General features: G+C 73.1%; 17 protein-coding genes. 9 read left to right on the top strand and 8 right to left on the bottom strand.

What is annotated here, in order from left to right; all coding sequences use genetic code 11:
* Positions 1 to 5: 5 nt before the first annotated feature.
* Complete coding sequence (locus ACIRPT_RS23410; RefSeq protein ID WP_403830069.1) at positions 6 to 980, bottom strand: Lrp/AsnC family transcriptional regulator; 975 nt, start codon at positions 978 to 980, stop codon at positions 6 to 8.
* Between the two features lie 215 nt (positions 981 to 1195).
* On the opposite strand from ACIRPT_RS23410, the gene ACIRPT_RS23405 reads away from it, so the two are divergent.
* Both ACIRPT_RS23405 and ACIRPT_RS23400 read left to right on the top strand, forming a co-directional pair.
* Positions 1196 to 2671 (top strand): MFS transporter, encoded by a 1476-nt coding sequence (locus tag ACIRPT_RS23405; protein ID WP_403830067.1) that lies wholly within the window; start codon positions 1196 to 1198, stop codon positions 2669 to 2671.
* 34 nt (positions 2672 to 2705) lie between these two features.
* The gene (locus ACIRPT_RS23400; RefSeq protein WP_403830065.1) at positions 2706 to 3986 is read left to right on the top strand and encodes an amidohydrolase; all 1281 of its coding nucleotides are present in this window, start codon (positions 2706 to 2708) and stop codon (positions 3984 to 3986) included.
* 7 nt (positions 3987 to 3993) lie between these two features.
* Here the strand turns inward: ACIRPT_RS23400 and ACIRPT_RS23395 are convergent, their stop codons facing one another.
* Entirely contained in the window at positions 3994 to 5175 is a 1182-nt protein-coding gene (locus ACIRPT_RS23395) for a MalY/PatB family protein (protein WP_403830063.1), read from the bottom strand.
* Positions 5176 to 5238: 63 nt separating this feature from the next.
* Here ACIRPT_RS23395 and ACIRPT_RS23390 point away from each other — a divergent pair, with 63 nt between their 5' ends.
* A complete protein-coding gene (locus ACIRPT_RS23390; protein ID WP_403830061.1) occupies positions 5239 to 6438 on the top strand; it encodes an MFS transporter in 1200 nt (399 codons plus the stop codon).
* Between the two features lie 139 nt (positions 6439 to 6577).
* Positions 6578 to 6655, top strand: a complete 78-nt coding sequence (locus tag ACIRPT_RS23385) for a 50S ribosomal protein bL37 (RefSeq protein ID WP_373287922.1) — start codon at positions 6578 to 6580, stop codon at positions 6653 to 6655.
* 66 nt (positions 6656 to 6721) lie between these two features.
* On the opposite strand, the gene ACIRPT_RS23380 is transcribed toward ACIRPT_RS23385, so the two are convergent.
* The 3 genes from ACIRPT_RS23380 to ACIRPT_RS23370 all read right to left on the bottom strand — a co-directional run bounded on the left by ACIRPT_RS23380 (position 6722) and on the right by ACIRPT_RS23370 (position 8651).
* Positions 6722 to 7066, bottom strand: coding sequence for a hypothetical protein (locus tag ACIRPT_RS23380; RefSeq protein ID WP_403830059.1), 345 nt, complete (start codon positions 7064 to 7066; stop codon positions 6722 to 6724).
* Between the two features lie 184 nt (positions 7067 to 7250).
* Positions 7251 to 7820, bottom strand: a complete 570-nt coding sequence (locus ACIRPT_RS23375) for a hypothetical protein (protein ID WP_403830057.1) — start codon at positions 7818 to 7820, stop codon at positions 7251 to 7253.
* A gap of 39 nt (positions 7821 to 7859) precedes the next feature.
* Positions 7860 to 8651, bottom strand: coding sequence for a TioE family transcriptional regulator (locus ACIRPT_RS23370; RefSeq protein ID WP_403830055.1), 792 nt, complete (start codon positions 8649 to 8651; stop codon positions 7860 to 7862).
* 58 nt (positions 8652 to 8709) lie between these two features.
* Between ACIRPT_RS23370 and ACIRPT_RS23365 the strand changes: the two genes are divergently transcribed.
* Entirely contained in the window at positions 8710 to 9921 is a 1212-nt protein-coding gene (locus tag ACIRPT_RS23365) for an erythromycin esterase family protein (protein WP_403830053.1), read from the top strand.
* A gap of 130 nt (positions 9922 to 10051) precedes the next feature.
* Here the strand turns inward: ACIRPT_RS23365 and ACIRPT_RS23360 are convergent, their stop codons facing one another.
* A complete protein-coding gene (locus tag ACIRPT_RS23360; protein ID WP_403830600.1) occupies positions 10052 to 10504 on the bottom strand; it encodes a winged helix-turn-helix transcriptional regulator in 453 nt (150 codons plus the stop codon).
* Positions 10505 to 10596: 92 nt separating this feature from the next.
* Here ACIRPT_RS23360 and ACIRPT_RS23355 point away from each other — a divergent pair, with 92 nt between their 5' ends.
* Positions 10597 to 11934 carry an MFS transporter gene (locus ACIRPT_RS23355; RefSeq protein WP_403830598.1) on the top strand — a complete coding sequence of 446 codons (1338 nt, stop codon included), beginning with the start codon at positions 10597 to 10599 and terminating at the stop codon, positions 11932 to 11934.
* Here ACIRPT_RS23355 and ACIRPT_RS23350 read toward each other — a convergent pair.
* The gene (locus ACIRPT_RS23350; protein WP_403830051.1) at positions 11906 to 13366 is read right to left on the bottom strand and encodes an SDR family NAD(P)-dependent oxidoreductase; all 1461 of its coding nucleotides are present in this window, start codon (positions 13364 to 13366) and stop codon (positions 11906 to 11908) included. The two genes, ACIRPT_RS23355 and ACIRPT_RS23350, sit on opposite strands and share 29 nt — an antisense overlap.
* Positions 13367 to 13561: 195 nt before the next feature.
* On the opposite strand from ACIRPT_RS23350, the gene ACIRPT_RS23345 reads away from it, so the two are divergent.
* Complete coding sequence (locus ACIRPT_RS23345; protein WP_403830049.1) at positions 13562 to 15757, top strand: FUSC family protein; 2196 nt, start codon at positions 13562 to 13564, stop codon at positions 15755 to 15757.
* A gap of 127 nt (positions 15758 to 15884) precedes the next feature.
* Here the strand turns inward: ACIRPT_RS23345 and ACIRPT_RS23340 are convergent, their stop codons facing one another.
* Positions 15885 to 16511 (bottom strand): TetR/AcrR family transcriptional regulator, encoded by a 627-nt coding sequence (locus ACIRPT_RS23340; protein WP_403830046.1) that lies wholly within the window; start codon positions 16509 to 16511, stop codon positions 15885 to 15887.
* A gap of 112 nt (positions 16512 to 16623) precedes the next feature.
* Here ACIRPT_RS23340 and ACIRPT_RS23335 point away from each other — a divergent pair, with 112 nt between their 5' ends.
* A complete protein-coding gene (locus ACIRPT_RS23335; RefSeq protein ID WP_403830044.1) occupies positions 16624 to 17814 on the top strand; it encodes a cytochrome P450 in 1191 nt (396 codons plus the stop codon).
* A gap of 6 nt (positions 17815 to 17820) precedes the next feature.
* Positions 17821 to 18039, top strand: a complete 219-nt coding sequence (locus ACIRPT_RS23330) for a ferredoxin (protein ID WP_403508941.1) — start codon at positions 17821 to 17823, stop codon at positions 18037 to 18039.
* Positions 18040 to 18211 lie beyond the last annotated feature (172 nt).

Raw genomic sequence — 18211 nt, 5'->3', positions numbered from 1 at the left:
GGCCGTTACCCGCCGCCGGGCCCGGCGCCCGCCGCCGCCGTGACGACCCCGGCCCGCTTGTACGTGCGCAGCAGCAGCTCCGTCCCGGCGCCCGTGAGTCCCTCCAGTTCGGCGAAGACGCGGGCGGTGAAGGAGTGCAGGTCCTGGGCGGAGCGGTGGCTGGAGTAGCCCAGGACGTTGGCGCGGCCGGTGGTGATCAGCAGATGGCGTACGTCGCTTTCGCGGGCGAGGTGGCGTACGGCGGCGTCGAGGGCGCGGTGTTCCAGGCTGAGGCGGAAGCGGGCCTCGACCGGGAAGCCCAGTACCTCGGGTTCGGCGTGCATGCGGAGGTGGAGGACATGGGACTCCATCAGGCGGGTCAGCCGGCGGCGGGCCGTGGTTTCGCCCACGCAGAGCTCGCGGGCGAGACGGGTGATGGGGGCGCGGGCGTCGCGCTCCAGGAGGGCCACCAGGCGCCGGTCCAGTTCGTCGACGACCAGGGGCGGGGGCAGCTCGCCGCCCTCGGCGATGCGGCGGCGCGCGGGGGTGGGTTCGTCGCCGTACGGGTCCCAGTCGTTGGCGGTCAGCAGCAGGCGCAGCACGGCCGAGGTGTGGATGTCGGTGACGCCCGGGATGCGGGCGATGGAGCCGTCCACGGTGGTCAGGAGGTGGTCGGGTCCCGGGACGATGACCTCGGCGACGACCTCGGAGGAGCCCGAGGCGACGTCGACGGCGCGGGTGTCCGGCCGGTGGGCGAGGGCGACGGCGGTGTCGTGCAGGCGGCCCGGGGCGCAGCGGACGCCCAGTTCCACGACGAGTCCCTCGCCGAGGAATTCGGGTACGAGGAACGCGGTGAAACGCACCAGTCCGGCCCCGACCAGGCGGTCGAGCCGGCGGGCGACGGTCCGTTCGTGGACGCCCAGGCGCTCCCCCACGTCCGCGAAGGCGGCTCGGGGCTCGCGGGTGAGCACCCGGACGATGGCGTGATCCAGTCGGTCCAAAACCTCCGGCGCACCGCTTTCCATGCCTGAATCCGCCAATGATCATCCCTAGGATGCGTGTTTCCCTCGATATTGCGGTCGGATATTGCCGAGAGTACGCCGCCCCCGCCACATTGAGCAGCAGTTTCCGCCATCGCACCGTTTCAGTGCCCGTGGCGGCCTCCCCCGGCACGGCACCCCCCGTGTGCCCTCACAGAACAGGTGCGGCGCCCTCCATGACCGAGACCGGAGCCCTTGAGCTCACCCCTTCCGCCGGATCCGGCCCTTCCGCCGGAGGCGGGCGTCGTGCGACGCCGGCGGCGGCCGTGCTCATCAGCCTGGTCCTGGTCGAGCTCGCGAGCGGCGTCACCCAGGGCTTCCTGGGCCCGCTGCTCAAGGGGCTCACCGCGACCCTGCATGTCACCGTCGCCGAGCTGAACTGGATCAGCGTCGCCAATCTGCTGGCCAGCGTCGCGTTCACGCCCGTCCTGTCCCGGCTCGGCGATCTGCACGGCCACCGTCGGGTGCTGCGCTGGAACCTGGGCATCGTGCTGCTGGGTTCGGTGCTGGTGGGCGTGAGCCGGTCCTTCGGGCTGCTCCTTGCGGGGTCGGTGCTCCAGGGCGCCTTCGCGGGTTTCTTCCCCCTGCTGGTCGGCATTGTGCGCAACCGCCGGACCGCGGCGGAGAACCGCCGGGGCATCAGCTTCATGGTCGCCTCTTTGGTCACCGGGCTCGCGCTCGGCACGGTGTGCAGCGGGCTGATCGCCCAGTACGTGGCCCGGCCGACCGCCGCCCTGTGGGTGCCGGCGCTGGCCGTGACCATCGCGATGGTGGTGACCTGGCCGCTGCTGCCGGAGAGCGAGGCGCGTCCCGGCGGCAGGGCCGACTGGGCCGGCGCGGCGCTGCTGTGCACCGGCCTGGTGGCGATCATGCTCGGGCTCGGGCAGGGCGGCGCCCCCGGCTGGGCCTGGACCTCACCCAAGACCCTGGGCAGCCTCGTCGGCGGACTGGTGGTCACGGGCGTATGGGTGCTGGTGGAGCTGCGCACGGCCGATCCGGTGATGGACGTACGGCTCTTCCGAAGGCGCAGTGTCGTCGTGGTCGCGCTGGTGACGCTCACCTTCAGCTCCTGCATGCTCGGGCTGCTGGTCGCCAGTCCCGTCTTCCTCAGTACCTCGCGCGCCGAGGCCGGTTACGGGCTCGGCCTCTCCCCGCTGATGACGGCGTTCGCCCTGCTGCCCAACATGCTGGCCCTGGTGCTCGGCGCGCTGATCGCGCCGTCCGTCGCCGGGCGGATCTCCGACCGGCTGACGCTGGTCACCGGCTCGCTGCTGATGGCCGCCGGTAATCTGGCGACCTTTGCCTGGCACCGCACGCTGCCGCCGTATCTCGTCTTCACCGCGGTCGTCGGGCTGGGCAGCGGGCTGCTGCAGCACGCCACCCGGACCCTCGCCGTCGAGGCGGTGCCGCGGCACCAGACCTCCGTGGGCTCCGGCATCAACGAGCTCCTGATCAATGTCGGCGGCTCGCTCGGCGCGGCCGTGGTGCTGTCCGTCTTCGCCGCACAGACCGCCGCGGGCCGGCCGCTGCCGGCCGTCACCGCCTACACCCACTCGTGGGCGATCTGCGCGGCCGTGTCGCTGGCCGGGGCGCTCATCGCGCTGCTGTACCGGCGCCCCGGCCACACCCCTGACGGGCCCGGGTCCCGCTGACCCCGGCCGACCGACACCGACGAAGGAGATACGCATGGTGATGAGCGAGATGGACGCGAGGGGCACGAGGGGCGCGAGGGGCACGTCCTTCGGTGTGGGCCCCACGGTGGCCGACCTTCGGGAACGCTGCCGGGCGACCGTCACGGGGCGCCAGGACGAGGTCATCGCGCTCAGCCACAGCCTGCACGCCGAGCCCGAACTCGCCTATGAGGAGCACCGGTCGGCGAAGAAGATCTCCGATCTGGTCGAAGGCGCGGGCTTCCGGGTCGAGCGCGGGGTGAGCGGCCTGCCGACGGCGTTCTCGGCCACCGCGGGGTCGGGCGATCTGGTGATCGGGATCTGTGCGGAGTACGACGCCCTGCCGGACATCGGGCACGCCTGCGGACACAACGTCAACGGGGCCGCCTCGGTGACCGCCGCGCTCGCGCTCGCCGCCGTCGCCGACGACATCGGCGTCACGGTGAAGCTGCTGGGCACACCGGCCGAGGAGTTCGGCGGCGGGAAGGCCGACATGCTGCGCGGCGGCGCCTTCGACGATGTGGCGGCGGCCATGATGGTGCACGCCGCGCCGTCCGACGCGATGGGGATGAACTCCCTGGCGATCAGCAGCTGGCGGGTGACGTACACCGGCCGGGAGGCGCATGCGGCCGCGCTGCCGTACCGCGGCGTCAATGCGGCCGACGCGATGATGATCGCCCAGGTCGCGATCAGCGCGTACCGGCAGCAGATGGTGCCCGGAGGCGTCGTCCACGGGATCGTCACCTCGGGCGGTGAGGCGTCCAATGTCATCCCGGGCCGGACCACCGCCGCCTATGACTGCCGGGCCGAAACCGTCGAGGAATTGCAGGAGTTGCAGGCCCGCATCCGCGCCTGTTTCGAGGCGGGCGCCCTCGCCACCGGCGCCGAACTCGCCCTGGAGACCGTGGGCAACGACTATGCGGACCTGCGCCAGGACCTCGAGATGAGCCGCCTGTACGGCGTCGCCGCGACCGCCCTCGGCCGCACCGTCGCGCCGCGCGATCCGGCCTTTCGCGGCGGCTCCACCGACATGGGCAATGTCTCCCATGTCCTGCCGGCCATCCACCCGATGATCGGCTACGACTGCGCGGGTGCCATCATGCACAACCCCGATTTCACCCGCTACGGCGTCACGGCGGGCGCGGACCGCGCGGTGCTCGACGGCGGCCTCGCCATGGCGTGGACGGCGCTCGCGCTGGCCGCGGACGAGGAGCACCGCACCCGGCTGCTGGGACGGCTAGCCGAGCGCAGGCAGGTGGGGCCGACCGTGCCGGGGGTCGGCGAAGTGACGCAGTGACGCCGCGTCAGCCGGTGGCCGCCGCCGCCATGCGCCGTACGGCCTCCGTGATCACCTCCGGTGAGGTCGCCAGGTTGAAGCGGGCGTGCCCCTCTCCCCCGGTCCCGAAGGCCGTACCGGAGCTGAGGGCCACCCTGCCGCGTTCCAGGAAGACGGCGGCGGGGTCGTCGCCGAGGCCGAGGGCGCGGCAGTCGAGCCAGGCGAGGAAGGTGGCCTCGCCCGGCCGGTAGCGGACGGCGGGCAGGTGCTCGGCCAGCAGGCCGGCGAGGAGACGGCGGTTGCGGTCGAGGCCGGACAGCAGGGCGTCGAGCCAGGCGGTGCCGTCGCGCAGGGCGGCGGTGTGGGCGATGACCCCGATGTGGCTGGGGCCGTGGCCGACCTCTTCGGGCAGGCTCGCGAGGTCCTGGGCGGCCGCGGGGCCGGCCACGGCGACGGCGGCCTTGAGTCCGGCCAGGTTCCAGGCCTTGGATGCCGACAGCAGGGACAGGCCCCGCTCCCCGCCGGGCACGCTCAGATACGGCACGAAGGAGGCTCCGGAGGCCACCAGCGGGGCATGGATCTCGTCGGCCACGACCCGTACGCCATGGGTGTCGGCGAGTGCGGCGACGGCGGTCAGTTCCTCGGCGGTGTGCAGGGTTCCGGTCGGGTTGTGCGGGCTGCACAGCAGATACGCGGCCCGCCGCCCGCCCGCGACGGCGCGCCGGAACGCGTCCTCCAGCGCGCCGAGGTCGATCCGCAGGTCCTGGCCCAGCGGCGCCTCGACGACGCGCCGGCCCATGTTCCCGACGAACTGGTAGAAGGGCGGGTAGACGGGGCAGTTGACGATGACCGGGTCCCCGGGGCCGGTGACCAGCTTCAGCATCTCGACGACGCCGAGCATCACATCGGGCACCAGCGCCGTCCGCGCCACGTCGAGCCCGTCCCAGCCCCATCGGGTACGCGCGAACTCCGCCAGCGCCTCGGCGTAGGCCGTCCCGTACGCATAGCCGGTGTCGCCGAGCGCCATCGCGTCCGCGACCGCCTGCACCACGGGCCGGGGCGGGTTGACGTCCATCTCGGCCACCCACAGCGGCAGGACGTCGGGCGGATACCGGAGCCACTTCATGCTCGTGCGCCGCCGGAGCCGGTCGAGGGTGAGGTGGCCGAGGGGGTTCGCCTCGTCGGGAGTCTCGCGCGGAATGCGGTCCATGACGCCACAAGATAGGCGCGCAGGAGCCGCAGGTCTGTACGGCCTGCTCCTACCGTTGTCGCCATGTCCCTTCACACAGGTCGCAAGCAGACGCGGCGTCCGGGGTACGCCGCGGCCGCGGGCGTGTTCGCCATCGGCATGGCCGGCACGACGCTGCCCACCCCCCTGTACGGGCTCTACCGCCAGGAGCTCGGGTTCTCCGAACTGATGGTCACGGTGGTCTTCGCCGCGTACGCGATCGGGGTGATCACCGTGCTGCTGCTGGCGGGCAACGTCTCCGACGAGGTCGGCCGGCGCCCGGTGCTGCTGTGTGCGCTGGGGCTGTCCGCGGCCAGCGCGCTGTGCTTCCTCTTCGAGGGCGGGCTGCCGGCGCTGTTCGCCGGGCGGGTGCTCTCCGGATTCGCCGCGGGGCTGCTGAGCGGCGCGGCCACCGCCGCCGTGCTGGAGCTGGCGAAGCCGGGCCGGGAAGGGCGGGCGGGGTTCGCCGCGACGGCCGCGAACATGGGTGGTCTGGGCTGCGGTCCGCTGCTCGCGGGCGTCCTCGCCCAGTACACGCCCTGGCCGCTGGCGCTGCCGTTCCTGGTGCATCTGCTGCTGGTGGCCCTGGCGGCGGTGGTCACCTGGCTCCTGCCGGAGACCGTGCGCGATCCCCGGCGGCCCACGCGGCTGCGGCCGACGGCGCTGCGGCTGCCGCCGGAGGTCCACGGGGTGTTCACGCCGTCCGCGGTCGCGGCGTTCGCCGGGTTCTCGCTGCTGGGTCTGTTCACCGCCGTCGCGCCCAGCTTCGTCGGGCAGACGCTGCGGATGCACAACCTGGCCGTGGCGGGGGTGATCGTCTGCACGGTGTTCCTGGGGTCCACGCTCGGCCAGTTGCTGGCGGGCCGGCTGGGTGTGCGGCGGGCGCTGCCGGGCGGCTGTCTGGTGCTGGCGGTGGGGCTGGTGCTGGTCGGTACGTCACTGGCGGTGCAGTCGCTGCCGGTCCTGGTCATCGGCGCGCTGTGCGGCGGCACCGGGCAGGGCCTCGCCTTCCGCGCAGGTCTGGCCGCCGTCAGCGCCGCGGCGCCGCCCGAGCGCCGGGGCGGCACCATCTCGGCCTTCTTCCTCGTCGCCTACCTGGGCATCTCGCTGCCGGTCGTCGGCGTCGGGGCGCTGACCCTGGCGCTGGGCCTGCGCGGCGCGGGCCTGACGTTCGCCGGCTGCGTGATCGTGCTGGTGGTGTGCGTCGGCCTGTACGTGCTGCGGCGGCCACCGGCGGAGGCGTGAGCGCGGCCGGCGGGCGGGAGTGCGGCCGGTGGGCGAAGGTGCGGCCGCGGGGACATGGCCGGGCCAAGGCTGCCGCGGCACCAATGGCGCGGAATGGTAGAAAGAAGCCCAAAGCGTCATCATCGAGAAAGGAGCCGGTATGTCCTCGAAGCGACGCCGCAAGAAGAAGTCCCGCCGTAAGCACGCGGCCAACCACGGGAAGCGGCCACAGTCCTGAGACGCGAGCCCGGCCCGGACCACGCCGTCGGGCTCCCCGCGCACGGGTGGGGGGAGCCCGACGGGGTCAGGCGGTCCCCTGGCCGCCCCCGGTGATCTTCTCGATCGCCTGCCGGGCCTGTTCCCCCGGGGAACGGGCGGGCAGCGGCGACACGGACGCCGGCGCGACGGCAGGCTGCGGCAGCCGCTCCCGCCCTTGCGCCACGGGCTTGGCATGGGCCGCGGACGGACGGCCGCGCAACCGGTGACTGGCGGCTTCGTCGAGCGTCACCGGCCTCTTCATCTGCACGGCGAGCCGGCCGGCCTCCTGGCCGAGCGCGGCGACGTCCTCCCATTGCAGCCGGAGCACCACACGGAGTTCGGCTTCTCCGTCGGGCAGGGCGGTCAGCGGCGGGGTGATGGGCTCGGACATGTGCCCCTCCTCAGAGGATGAGTGATGGGGAGTAATACGGAGCCGGCCGCGTCGGCGTTCAACCACCGCGCCGCGGCTTCGTCTCCGCCTCGTGACCCGCCGTCAAAGTCACCTGGCCACTGCCTGATCGATGCTTCCGACGTCCTTCCGTGCCCGCTCCGTCTCCCGGCCGCGCCCCGCGCCTTCAGCCCCCGGCCAGCACCCTGCGCAGCACGCCGAGCACGGCCTCGTCCGGGAAGCGTTCACGGGCGGCCGCTTCGGCGCCGGCCAGGGTCTCGGCGAGGCGGTCGGGCCGGGCGTCGGCCAGCAGGGAGTGGATCCAGGGGGCGAGGTCGTCGATCCGGTCCGGGACGCCCGGCGGCAGCGGGCCCTCGAAGGGCGCCGGTTCATGACGGGGCGCTCGCTTCGTCCGCCTCGCCCGTCGCTCGAGCAATGCCCGCACGGGTGCCGCATCGGGCTCGCGGGGCGGCGGCGGGGCGACGGCCGGCGCCGCCGCCCCGCCGGTCTCGGGCAGCTCCGGCATCCGGCCCTCGGAGCGGTATTTGCCCGGCTCCAGGCCGATCCGCTCGGGATGCACGCACGCCGGTACCCGCGTCACCCGGTGATAGCGGAAACCGTCCGCGGCATCGAACGGATAGTCAAGGCTGGGCCCCTCCAGCACATCGAAGCCGCCCGGGGGCAGGCGCAGGGAGGGGCAGAACCAACAGGCGCGATGGTCGGTGGCATCGTCGATGAACGGCTCGGTGCGGTGCATACCGCCGGACGATAGCGGCCGGCGACCGTCCGCCGCAGGTCAACTGACCTGCGGCGGAGGGGCGTTGCCCGCCGCCGTTCCGTTCGTCCGCTCGCGGAGGTACGCCTCCAGCTCGGCGGCCCCGGTCAGCATCGCCCGCCCGCGGGCGGACAGCCGGCCGCGCCAGTCGCCCAGTGCGGCCTCCAGCGGCGCCGGCCCGCCGGCCGCCCGCACCTGGGCGATCAGCGGGGCGATCTGGTCCAGCAGGTAGCCGCCCCGCCTGAGCTGGTGGGCCAGCCGGGCGTCCCGTACGTCGGCCTCGTCGTAGACGCGGTACCCGGTCAGCGGGTCGCGGCGCGGGCGCACCAGCCCGGCGCACTCCCATTTGCGCAGCGTCGCGGGCCGGATTCCGAGCTTCCCCGCCAGCGGCCCGATGAACGTGCCGCCGGGCCCGGACAACGCGGCCGGTTCGGGCCCCGCACCGGGCTCGGACGCCGTGGTGGGCCCCAGGTCGCCAAGGGCGCGCTCCACCGCCTGGAGGGTCCGGCGGTCGTCGAGGAGCTGGGCGTGGCTCTCGTCGATGAGGCGCAACGCCTCGTCGTCCGCGCCGTCGTTCACCGCCCGCATGATCGACGTCGCCGTCTGGTGGCCGTGGCCGGGCACCAGGGCGAGGAACGCGCGCAGGGCCCCCGCGTGCAGCGGCGTATAGGTGCGGTAGCCGTGGGCCGTGCGACCGGCGGCCGGAAGGATGCCGGCCTCCTCGTAGTTCCTGACCGCCTGCGTGGACAGACCGTGCCCGCGCGCCAGGTCAACCGGCCTGAGGCGCTCGCCGTTTTGAAGGTTTCGTCCCATGGTCCTGCCGATATCGCGAAAAAGTTTCCACCGAGGGTTCAACGATACCGTTGAAGGCATGAAGTCAAGTGCTGCTGACATCAAAGCCACCACCCATGCCGTCGAGGCGACCGCCGTCATGAGTCTGCTCCCGGCCAGGCCGCGGCTGCTCGCCCTGGGCGAGCCCACCCACGGCGAGGACACCCTGCTCGAACTGCGCAACGAGCTCTTCCGGCAGCTCGTCGAGGAGGAGGGCTACCGGACGATCGCGATCGAGAGCGACTGCATGACGGGCCTGGTCGTGGACGACTACGTCACCTCGGGCACGGGCACCCTCGACGAGGTCATGGAGCATGGATTCAGCCACGGCTGGGGCGCCTTCACCGGCAACCGTGAACTCGTGCGCTGGATGCGCGCCCACAACGAAGACCGGCCCGAGTCCGAGCGGGTCCGCTTCGCCGGGTTCGACGGCCCGTTGGAGATCAGCGCCGCCGCGAGCCCCCGGCAGACCCTCACCGCACTCCACGGCTACCTCGCGGCCCGGGTGGACGCGGATCTGCTGCCCTGCACCGCGGAGGCACTCGACGGCCTGATCGGTAGCGATGACCGGTGGACGAACCCGGCTGCGATGATGGAACCGGCCCAGTCCGTGGGGCGGTCGGCCGAGGCCGGTCGGCTGCGGCTGCTCGCCGACGATCTGGTGGCGCTGCTCGACCTGCAGACTCCGCATCTGAACGCGGTGAGCTCGCGGGACGACTTCGACCGGGCGTGTCTGTACGGGCGCACCGCCACCGGTCTGCTGCGCTACCACTACTGGATGGCCGACACCTCACCGGCGCGCATGACACGGCTGTGCGCGCTGCGGGACCTGATGATGGCCCACAACCTCCTCGCACTCGCCGAACGGGGCCCGGCACTCGTCAACGCCCAGAACTCCCATCTCCAGCGGGAGAAGAGCTCGATGCAGATGTGGCAGGGACCGGTGGAGTGGTGGAGCGCCGGCGCTCTCGTCAACGCCCAACTCGGCGAGGAGTACGCCTTCGTGGCCACGGCCCTCGGCACGCTCCGGCACCAGGGAGTGGACACCCCGCCGCCGGACACCGTCGAAGGACTCCTGTACGCGCTCCCGGAGGACCGCTGCGTCATCGACGCCCCGCGGCTGGCCACCGCCCTCGCCGACACCCGGCCCGCGCCCCGCGTATCCCCCTGGTTCGGCTACGCCCCGCTCGACCCGGCCCACCTGACCGGAATCGACGGGATCGTCTTCGTCAAGGACGTTCCGCGGAGTTAGTGGCGCCGAGCCGAGCAGGAACGGCACGGATGCACGGATAACGAGCGGCAACGGTGCCCGGCCCCCGCACCGCGGGCGGTCGGGCACCGGCCCGGCGGAGCGGCGTACCGGCACGGGGCTCCGGATCGGATCACCGGGCGGAAACCTTGTGGACGGTGGTGTCGTCGGGGTTCAGGCGTCGCCCGTCCTCGGAGAGCACTTCCAGTGCGCGCAGCCGATGCCCCCCTCGGCGGTCGACCAGCTCCGAGTGCGGTTCGCCGGGGGCGAAGAAGTTCTGTTCGCCCCACTGCCGCAGCGCCACAATGACGGGGAAGAGCGCCTCGCCCTTCGGAGTCAGTAGGTACTCGCGGTAGGCGCTGCCGTCCGAGGCGGGGACGGATTCGAGGACGCCGCCGGCGACCAGGGTGCGCAGACGCGCGGTGAGGATGTTCTTGGCGACGCCGAGGCTGCGCTGGAACTCCCCGAAGCGCCGGCTTCCGTCGAAGGCGTCCCGCACGATCAGCAGGGACCACCAGTCGCCGATCGCGTCCACCGACCGGGCGACGGGGCATTCACTGTCGTCGAAGCGCGTCCTGGTCACCATGGCGTCCCTCGCTCTCATGTGGTTGCAACATGCTACCAAGGAAGTTACCGTCGCCAACGGTAGCAAGTTGAAACCAGAATGTGGGGGTGCTGATGTCCGGCAACTGTGCGGCCGCGACGCGACGGACCGCGGCCCGGAGCGGGGAAGGTCCCGAGGGGTTCGTCCTGTCCCGTCGCGTCGTCATACTGTTCGCCGTCGCCTGCGGGGCCGCGGTGGCCAACGTCTACTTCTCCCAGCCGCTCCTGGTGACCATGGGCCACGACCTCGCCATGAGCCCGGCACTCGTCGGCAGCGTGGTCACCCTCACTCATGTCGGCTACGGGCTGGGGCTCTTCTTCCTCGTGCCGCTGGGCGACGTGGCCGACCGCAGACGGCTCGTCGTGGCCCAGTTGCTGCTCCTGGTGGCGGCGCTGACCGTGGTGGCCGTCGCCCGCACGGCGGCGGCCCTGCTCGCGGGTATGGCCGCGACGGGGCTTCTCGCGGTCGTCACGCAGACGCTGGTGGCCTTCGCGGCGTCACTGGCCCCGCCCGCCGGGCGCGGACGGGTCGTCGGCCTGGTCACCAGCGGCGTGGTCAGCGGAATCCTGCTCGCCCGCACCGCATCCGGCGTCCTGGCCGACCTCGCGGGCTGGCGCTCCGTCTACCTCGCCTCGGCGTCGCTCACCGCTCTGCTCGCCCTGGTCCTGTACCGGGTGCTGCCGCGCCACGGTGCCGCTGCGCCGAACACCCTGCGCTACGGACAGCTCCTGCGTTCCACGATCACGCTCTTCGCGCGGGAACGGGTGCTGCGGCTCCGGGCCCTGTTCGGTCTGCTGGTCTTCGCCGCCTTCAGCACCCTGTGGAGCAGCGTCGCACTGCCGCTCAGCGAGGCCCCGTACTTCCTGCCCCACAGCGCGATCGGGGCACTGGGGCTGATCGGTGTCGCCGGCGCCCTGGCCGCGACCGTGGCGGGCCGCCTGAACGACCGCGGACTCTCCCGGCGGACCACCGGCATAGCCCTGGCCCTGCTCGCCGCCTCGTGGCTGCCCTTGGCCTTCACCCGCAGCTCGCTCTGGGCCCTGTTCGCCGGGGTGATCCTTCTCGACCTCGCCGTGCAGGCGGTCCATGTCACCAACCAGACCCTGATCTACGCGCTGCACCCGGACGCGGGCAGCCGGCTGATCGGCGGATACATGGTCTTCTACTCGATCGGCAGCGCCACCGGCGCCATCGCCGCGACCTCCCTCTACACGGCGGCCGGCTGGGGCGCCGTATGCGCACTGGGTGCGGCGTTCAGCTGCCTCGGTCTCGTGCTGTGGGCCGTCACGTCTCGTGCTGTGGGCCGTCACCCAAGCTGCGGCGGCGGGTTCGACGGGGAAGGCCGCGGCGGCCGGCCGGTATGTCGGGCCGGCCGCCGCGGTGTCACCAGGCCGCGGGGGTGTAGTCCTTGAGGAAGCAGCCGTACAGGTCCTCGCCGAGTTCGCCGCGGACGATCGGGTCGTAGACGCGGGCCGCGCCGTCGACCAGGTCGAGGGGGGCGTGGAAGCCCTCGTCGGCGAGGCGCATCTTGTCGGGGTGCGGGCGCTCGTCCGTGATCCAGCCGGTGTCCACGGCGGTCATCAAGATGCCGTCGGTCTCCAGCATTTCGCGGGCGCTGGTGCGGGTGAGCATGTTCAGGGCCGCCTTGGCCATATTGGTGTGCGGGTGGCCGGCGCCCTTGTAGCCGCGGCTAAACTGGCCCTCCATGGCGGAGACGTTCACGACGTACTTGCGGCGGGCCGGCGCGGCCGCCATCGCCGGGCGCAACTTGCTCACCAGCAGGAACGGCGCGGTCATATTGCACAGCTGGACTTCGAGGAGCTCGACCGGGTCGACCTCGTCCACCTTCTGGATCCAGCTGTTGGTGGCGTGCAGATCGGGTACCAGGCCGCCCGCGTCGATGGCGGTGCCCGCCTCGATCCGGGCGGGCGAGGCGGAGCCGCTGGTGAGGGCGAGCGCGGTGAGGCGCTCGGCGGTCATCCCGCCGTTCTCGCCCGAGACCGCGGGGAGCGCGGCGGGGGCGCCGCTGCCGAAGTGGCCGAGCACGAGGGAGGCGGGCAGCTCACCGGCGGGCAGCGGGGCGGATTCGGCGGTGACCAGCTGGACGTAGGCCTCGGGCGAACGGCGCACGGTCTGCGCGGCGTTGTTGATCAGGATGTCGAGGGGGCCTTCGGCGCTCACCGAGTCGGCGAGGGCGATCACCTGGGCCGGGTCGCGCAGATCGATGCCGACGATCTTCAGCCGGTGCAGCCACTCCGCGCTGTCCGGCATGGCCGTGAAGCGCCGGATCGCGTCGTTGGGGAAGCGGGTGGTGATGGTGGTGTGCGCGCCGTCGCGCAGCAGGCGGAGCGCGATGTACATGCCGATCTTGGCGCGGCCGCCGGTGAGCAGTGCGCGCCGGCCGGTGAGGTCCGTACGGGCATCGCGGCGCGCCCGGTTCTCGACGGCGCAGGTGGGGCACAGCTGGTGGTAGAAGGCGTCGACCTCGACGTAGCGGCTCTTGCAGACGTAGCAGGACCGGGGCCGCTCGAGGATCCCGGCTATCTCGGTCGTCACGGAGCTGGTCAGGGCCAGGCCCTGGGTCTCGTCGTCGATGCGGTCGGGCGCCCCGGTGGCGGTGGCCGCGGTGACCGCGAGGTCGTTGGCGGTCTTGGCGGCCCGGCGTTCCTGGCGGCGGCGCTGCTTGACCTTGCGGAAGATCCCGGCGGTGGCGCGCCGTATGGTGATCGCGTCCGGGTGGTCGAGCGGCAGTGCGTCGAGCTCCTCGAGCACGCTCAGGCAGATCGCCATCCGCTCCACGTCGATGGCCGGGCCCACGGCCCGGCCTTCCTCGGTCACCGTCATCGCCGCTGCGCCGCTTTCCTGGGATTGTGTGTTGTTCGTTGCAAAGTGCCTGTTCACGCTTCGGCGGAACTGTACGTAGGCGGGGGCGGGTCCGCCAAACCCGGCAGCGCCCGGCAGTGCGCGGCGGAGCCCGGCGGGCCGCCCCCGGTGCGGCCCCGCGGTGCGGCCCGGCACCGGGCGGCCAATAGTGGAGGGGTGGAGCGCGGCGGACCTGGTCTGCGGGAACACCGGGCCGTGGTGGGCAATGCGGCGCGGGTGACGGTGGCCGCGTGTGCCGCCTTCTACCTCTGCCGTTACGGCCTCGACGCGCTCGTGATGTCGCTGTACGCCGCCTTCTCGGTGGTGGCGCTCGGCGCGCTCGCCGGGATCCCGGGGTCGGGGCGGCAGCGCGCCGCCACCACGCTGATGGCGATCCCCGCGGGATCGGCGCTCGTCACGCTGGGCACGCTGCTCGCGGTGCGCACCTGGGCGGCGGTCCTCGGCATGCTCGTCATCGGCTTCATGGTCGCCTACGCCGGGATCGCGGGGCCGCGGATCGCCGGGGCGGCGCCGGGGATGCAGCTGCTGTACATCCTGCCGTGCTTCCCGCCGTATGCGCCGGACACTCTGGACCAGCGGGTTTACGGGTTCTTGCTGGGGACGGTGCTGCTGGCCGCGGCCCAGGCCCTCATCCTGCCGGAGCCCGCGACGCCGCCGTTCCGCGCGCTGCTGGCCGACGCCGCCGATGCGGCCGCGGAGCTGGCGGACCACCATGGCGGGCCCGCTCCCCAAGATGCGCTCGCGCGGGCGCGGGCGGCCGGGGACCGGCTGCGTCCGTCCCGCGTGCCGCCCGCCGATCTGCCCGCCTCCCCCACCCTTGCGCACAAGGCCATGGCGCACGCCGCCGAGGCGATCCGTGCGCTGCTGGCCCAGCTGGCGGCGCTGCACGGCGAGGCCGGGACGTGCGGCTCGTACCGGGCGGAGACGGTGGCGTTGCTGCAAGCGATCGGCGATGCGGTACGGCAGGCGGCGCACGCGCTGCGCGGTGGGCGGCCGGGTCCCTCGGCGGCGGCGCTGCAGGACGAGCTGGGCCCGGCGCGCGCGCACCGCGCGGTGGCCGCGCTGGCGCGGCTCGGCGCCGATGAGCGGCTGGTCTCGCTGCGCCGCCGGGCGCTGGCGGTGCAGGCGGCGGACTCCGCGGTGGTGCTGGTGCTCGCGACCCGGCTGGTGGGCGGGGACCGCACGGTCCCCGAGGACCGTGCCGGGCACGCCTTCACGTATGCGCGGGCGCGCGGCCCGCAGCTGTGGTGGCGGCGGCTGTCCACGCACTTCACCCCGCGCTCGGTGATCTTCCAGAACGCCTGCCGGTTCGCGCTGGGCCTGGCGGCGGCGCGGGCGATCGCCGGGGTGCTCGATCTGTCACACGGCTTCTGGGTCCTGCTCGCGACGCTGACGCTCACCCGCACGACCACTCTGGAGACCCGCTCGGTGGTCCGGCGGGCGCTGCTGGGCACGCTGGTGGGGGCGGTGGCGGCCGGGGGGCTGCTGGCGCTCGTCCAGGACCGCGACACGGTGTACGCGGTCGTGCTGCCGGTCGTGATGTTCTCGGCGTTCACCGTGGGGCCGATGCGCGGCCCGGCCTGGGCCCAGGGCGGCTTCACGCTGGTCGTCGCGACGCTGTTCGCGCAGGTGGCGCCCGTGACATGGCAATTGGCGCCGACCCGCTTCGCGGATGTGCTCACCGGCAGCCTGATCGGCCTGGCTTGCGGGCTGCTGGCCTGGCCGCGGGGAGCGGGCAGCGAGCTGCGGCGGAGCATGGCGGGGGTGTGCGCGGCCGTCGCCGATGCCGTCGGCCGGACCACGGCACGGGTCGTGGAGCGGACCGCCGGCGAACCGGCCGGCAACGATCTCGGCGCCGGCGTCCTTGCCACCCATCGCGCCCTGATCCTGGCCGAGGAGAGCCTGGCCCAGTATCAGAGCGAACCCCGGGAGAAGACCTCCCGGCAGATGGACTGGCCGGCGGTGCTGGCCGCCGGAGCGCACGCCCGGCGCGGCGAGCGGCTGCTGCCCGGACGGCCCGGACGGATCACCGACCGGGCGGTCGGCGCCTGGCTGCGGCATGCGGCCGGGCAGACGGCGGACGGCTACCGCACCCTCGCCGAGCGGCTGCGTACGGGGGACTCCGCCGCCGCGGTCGCGGACGCGGCACCGCTCGACCTCCGCGGGCTGGTGGCCGTCGCCCCCGCACCGACGGCCGGCGACGGCCCGGAGGGAGGCGGCGCGGAAGGCGACGGCCCGCCCGCCCTTTCCGCGGCGCTGCTCGTCGACTGCGTCATCTGGCTGGACACGCTCACCGCCGACCTGCGCCGCATCCATGAGGAGATGGACGGCCGGGCGCCGAGCCCCAACTGATGGACCCTGCGGTCGGGTTGTACGTCGTGCACGGCATATCTGCGGAGCGACGGTGTGGGGCCGCACCAACGGATCGGTCGCCGAGGTGGCCGGTACGCGCGACGGACGCGCAGGGTCGGGGGCGCGGCTACTCCCGGCCCTCCGGCGGTCCCTCCAGCAGGATGTTCAGGGCGCTGCCGGCGAGGGCGCATATCGCGTCCGGGTCGGCGCTCGCCAGCGGTTCTTTTCCGACAACCACTCGCATCAAGCCAATTCCGAGCAGCCAGGAGAGCGCCAGATCGGCCCGCAGATCGCCGTTCTCGGCGCGGGAGAGGGTCGCCAGCACGTCCGCGTACTCCTCGCCCAGCCCGCGTAGCGCCTCGGCGATCTCGTCGCTGCCGCCGATGGAGCGCAGACAGACCTCCAGCGAGCGGTCCTTGGCGGCGCCGTCGTCGGCGAGCATGCCGCGCAGCGCCGTCTCGAAGAGCCGGTCCGGCGGGGTGGCCCGCAGCTGCTCCTGGCCGCCGCGCGCCATGACCTCGCCGAACAGGGCTTTCTTCGTGCCGAAGTAGCGGAAGAGAAGGGCTTGGTTGACGCCGGCGCGGGCGGCGATATCGCGTACGGTCGAGCGTTCGTAGCCGCGCTCGGCGAACAGCTGCGACGCGGCGTCGAGCAGCCGCCGCCGGGTGCCCTGCGCGTCCCGGCGGCGTTCGGGCGCCGCGCCGGCGGTGTCGGTGCCGGTGCGCCCGGCGGTGTTCTGCGGGGTCTGCTCCATTGCCACGCTCCTCTCGTCGGCGCGTCACCATGACGGCCATATTGCGTCGTTGACCGCTCCGGAGGGAGCGGCCTACCTTGTGTAAGCAGGTGCTTACATGAGGGAGGTCTCCATGACCATGGCCGACACAGCACCACTGTCCTACCCCTTCAATACGCCCGAGAGCCTCGACCTCGCCGAGGAGTACGAGCGGGCGCGCAGCCGCCCCGGACTGCTCCGCGTGCGGATGGCCTACGGGGAGCCGGCATGGCTCGTCACGCGGCACGCCGATGCCCGGCTCGTCCTGGGCGACCTCCGCTTCAGCCGGGCCGAGGGCGAGACGCACGACGAGCCCCGGCAGTCCGAGGGCCGCCGCAGCAGCGGCATCCTGGGCATGGACCCGCCCGATCACACCCGGCTGCGCTCGCTGGTCGCCAAGGCCTTCACGGTCCGTCAGGTCGAGAAGCTGCGGCCTCAGGTCAAGGAGCTGACGAGCGAGCTGCTGGACGAGCTGGAGGCGGCCGGCCCGCCGGCCGATCTCGTCGACCGGTACGCCCTGCCGATTCCCGTCGCGGTGATCTGCCGGCTGCTCGGCGTGCCGACCGAGGACCGGCCGCGCTTTCGGGTGTGGAGCGACGCCGCGCTGTCCACCAGCTCGCTGACGGCGGCGGAGTTCGACGCCAATCTCGAGGAACTCCGCGCCTACATGGGCCAGTTGATCGAGGGCCACCGCCGGGAGCCGCGCGATGACCTGATGACGGCGCTGATCGACGCCCGGGACGTCGGCGACCGGCTGTCCGAGCTGGAACTCGTCGACCTGTGCGTGGGGATCCTCGTCGCGGGCCACGAGACGACCGCCACCCAGATCCCCAACTTCGTGCTCGCGCTGCTGGATCACCCGGAACAGCTGGCCCTGCTGCGCGCGAAGCCGGAGCTGATCGGCGGCGCCGTGGAGGAGCTGCTGCGCTTCGTGCCGCTGGGCAGCGGCGCCGGGCAGCCGCGCTACGCCAAGGAAGACATCGATGTCGGCGGCACGCTCGTACGGGCCGGAGACCCGGTGCTGGTCGCCGTGGGTGCCGCGAACCGCGATGCGCTGCGCTTCGGCGAGCCGGGGAAGCTGGACATCTCCCGGGGCGGCAATCAGCACCTGGGATTCGGGCACGGTGTGCATCACTGCCTGGGCGCGCCGCTCGCCAGGCTCGAACTCCAGGAGGCGATCGGCGCGCTGATCGGCCGCTTCCCCGGTCTGCATGTCGCCGGGGACGTGGAGTGGAAGAGCCAGATGCTGGTGCGTGGGCCGCGGGTCCTGCCGGTGGGGTGGTGAGCGCCGATGACGTGGAAAGTGGCGGTCGATTCCCGCCAGTGCATGGCGTCGGGGATGTGCGCGAACATCGCGCCGGAGCTGTTCGTCCTGGGTGAGAGCTCCTCGCGGCCGGTGAACGAGGAGATCGGGGCGGACGAGCGGGCGCTGGACGCCGCGGACTGCTGTCCGGCCATGGCCATCAGCGTGCACGACGACGCGGGCGAGGTCATCGGACCCCGCCCTTAGGCCGTGTCCGCAAACTCCCGCCTGGCTCGCGACGCTCCCCCAGCTAACGCTGGGAGGTGCCCCCAGGCACGGCACTCCCCCAGCTAACGCTGGGGGCACCCCACGCGGCGTTGTCGGCACACCCGCAGAGAACCTCCCCCACGCCTTAAGGGCGCGGGGGACCCCCATTGCG

This window comes from Streptomyces sp. NPDC101227 (genome assembly GCF_044767545.1).
GTDB lineage: Bacteria > Actinomycetota > Actinomycetes > Streptomycetales > Streptomycetaceae > Streptomyces.
Note: the sequence above shows the minus strand (reverse complement) of the source record. Positions and strands in the feature narration are given on the sequence as shown.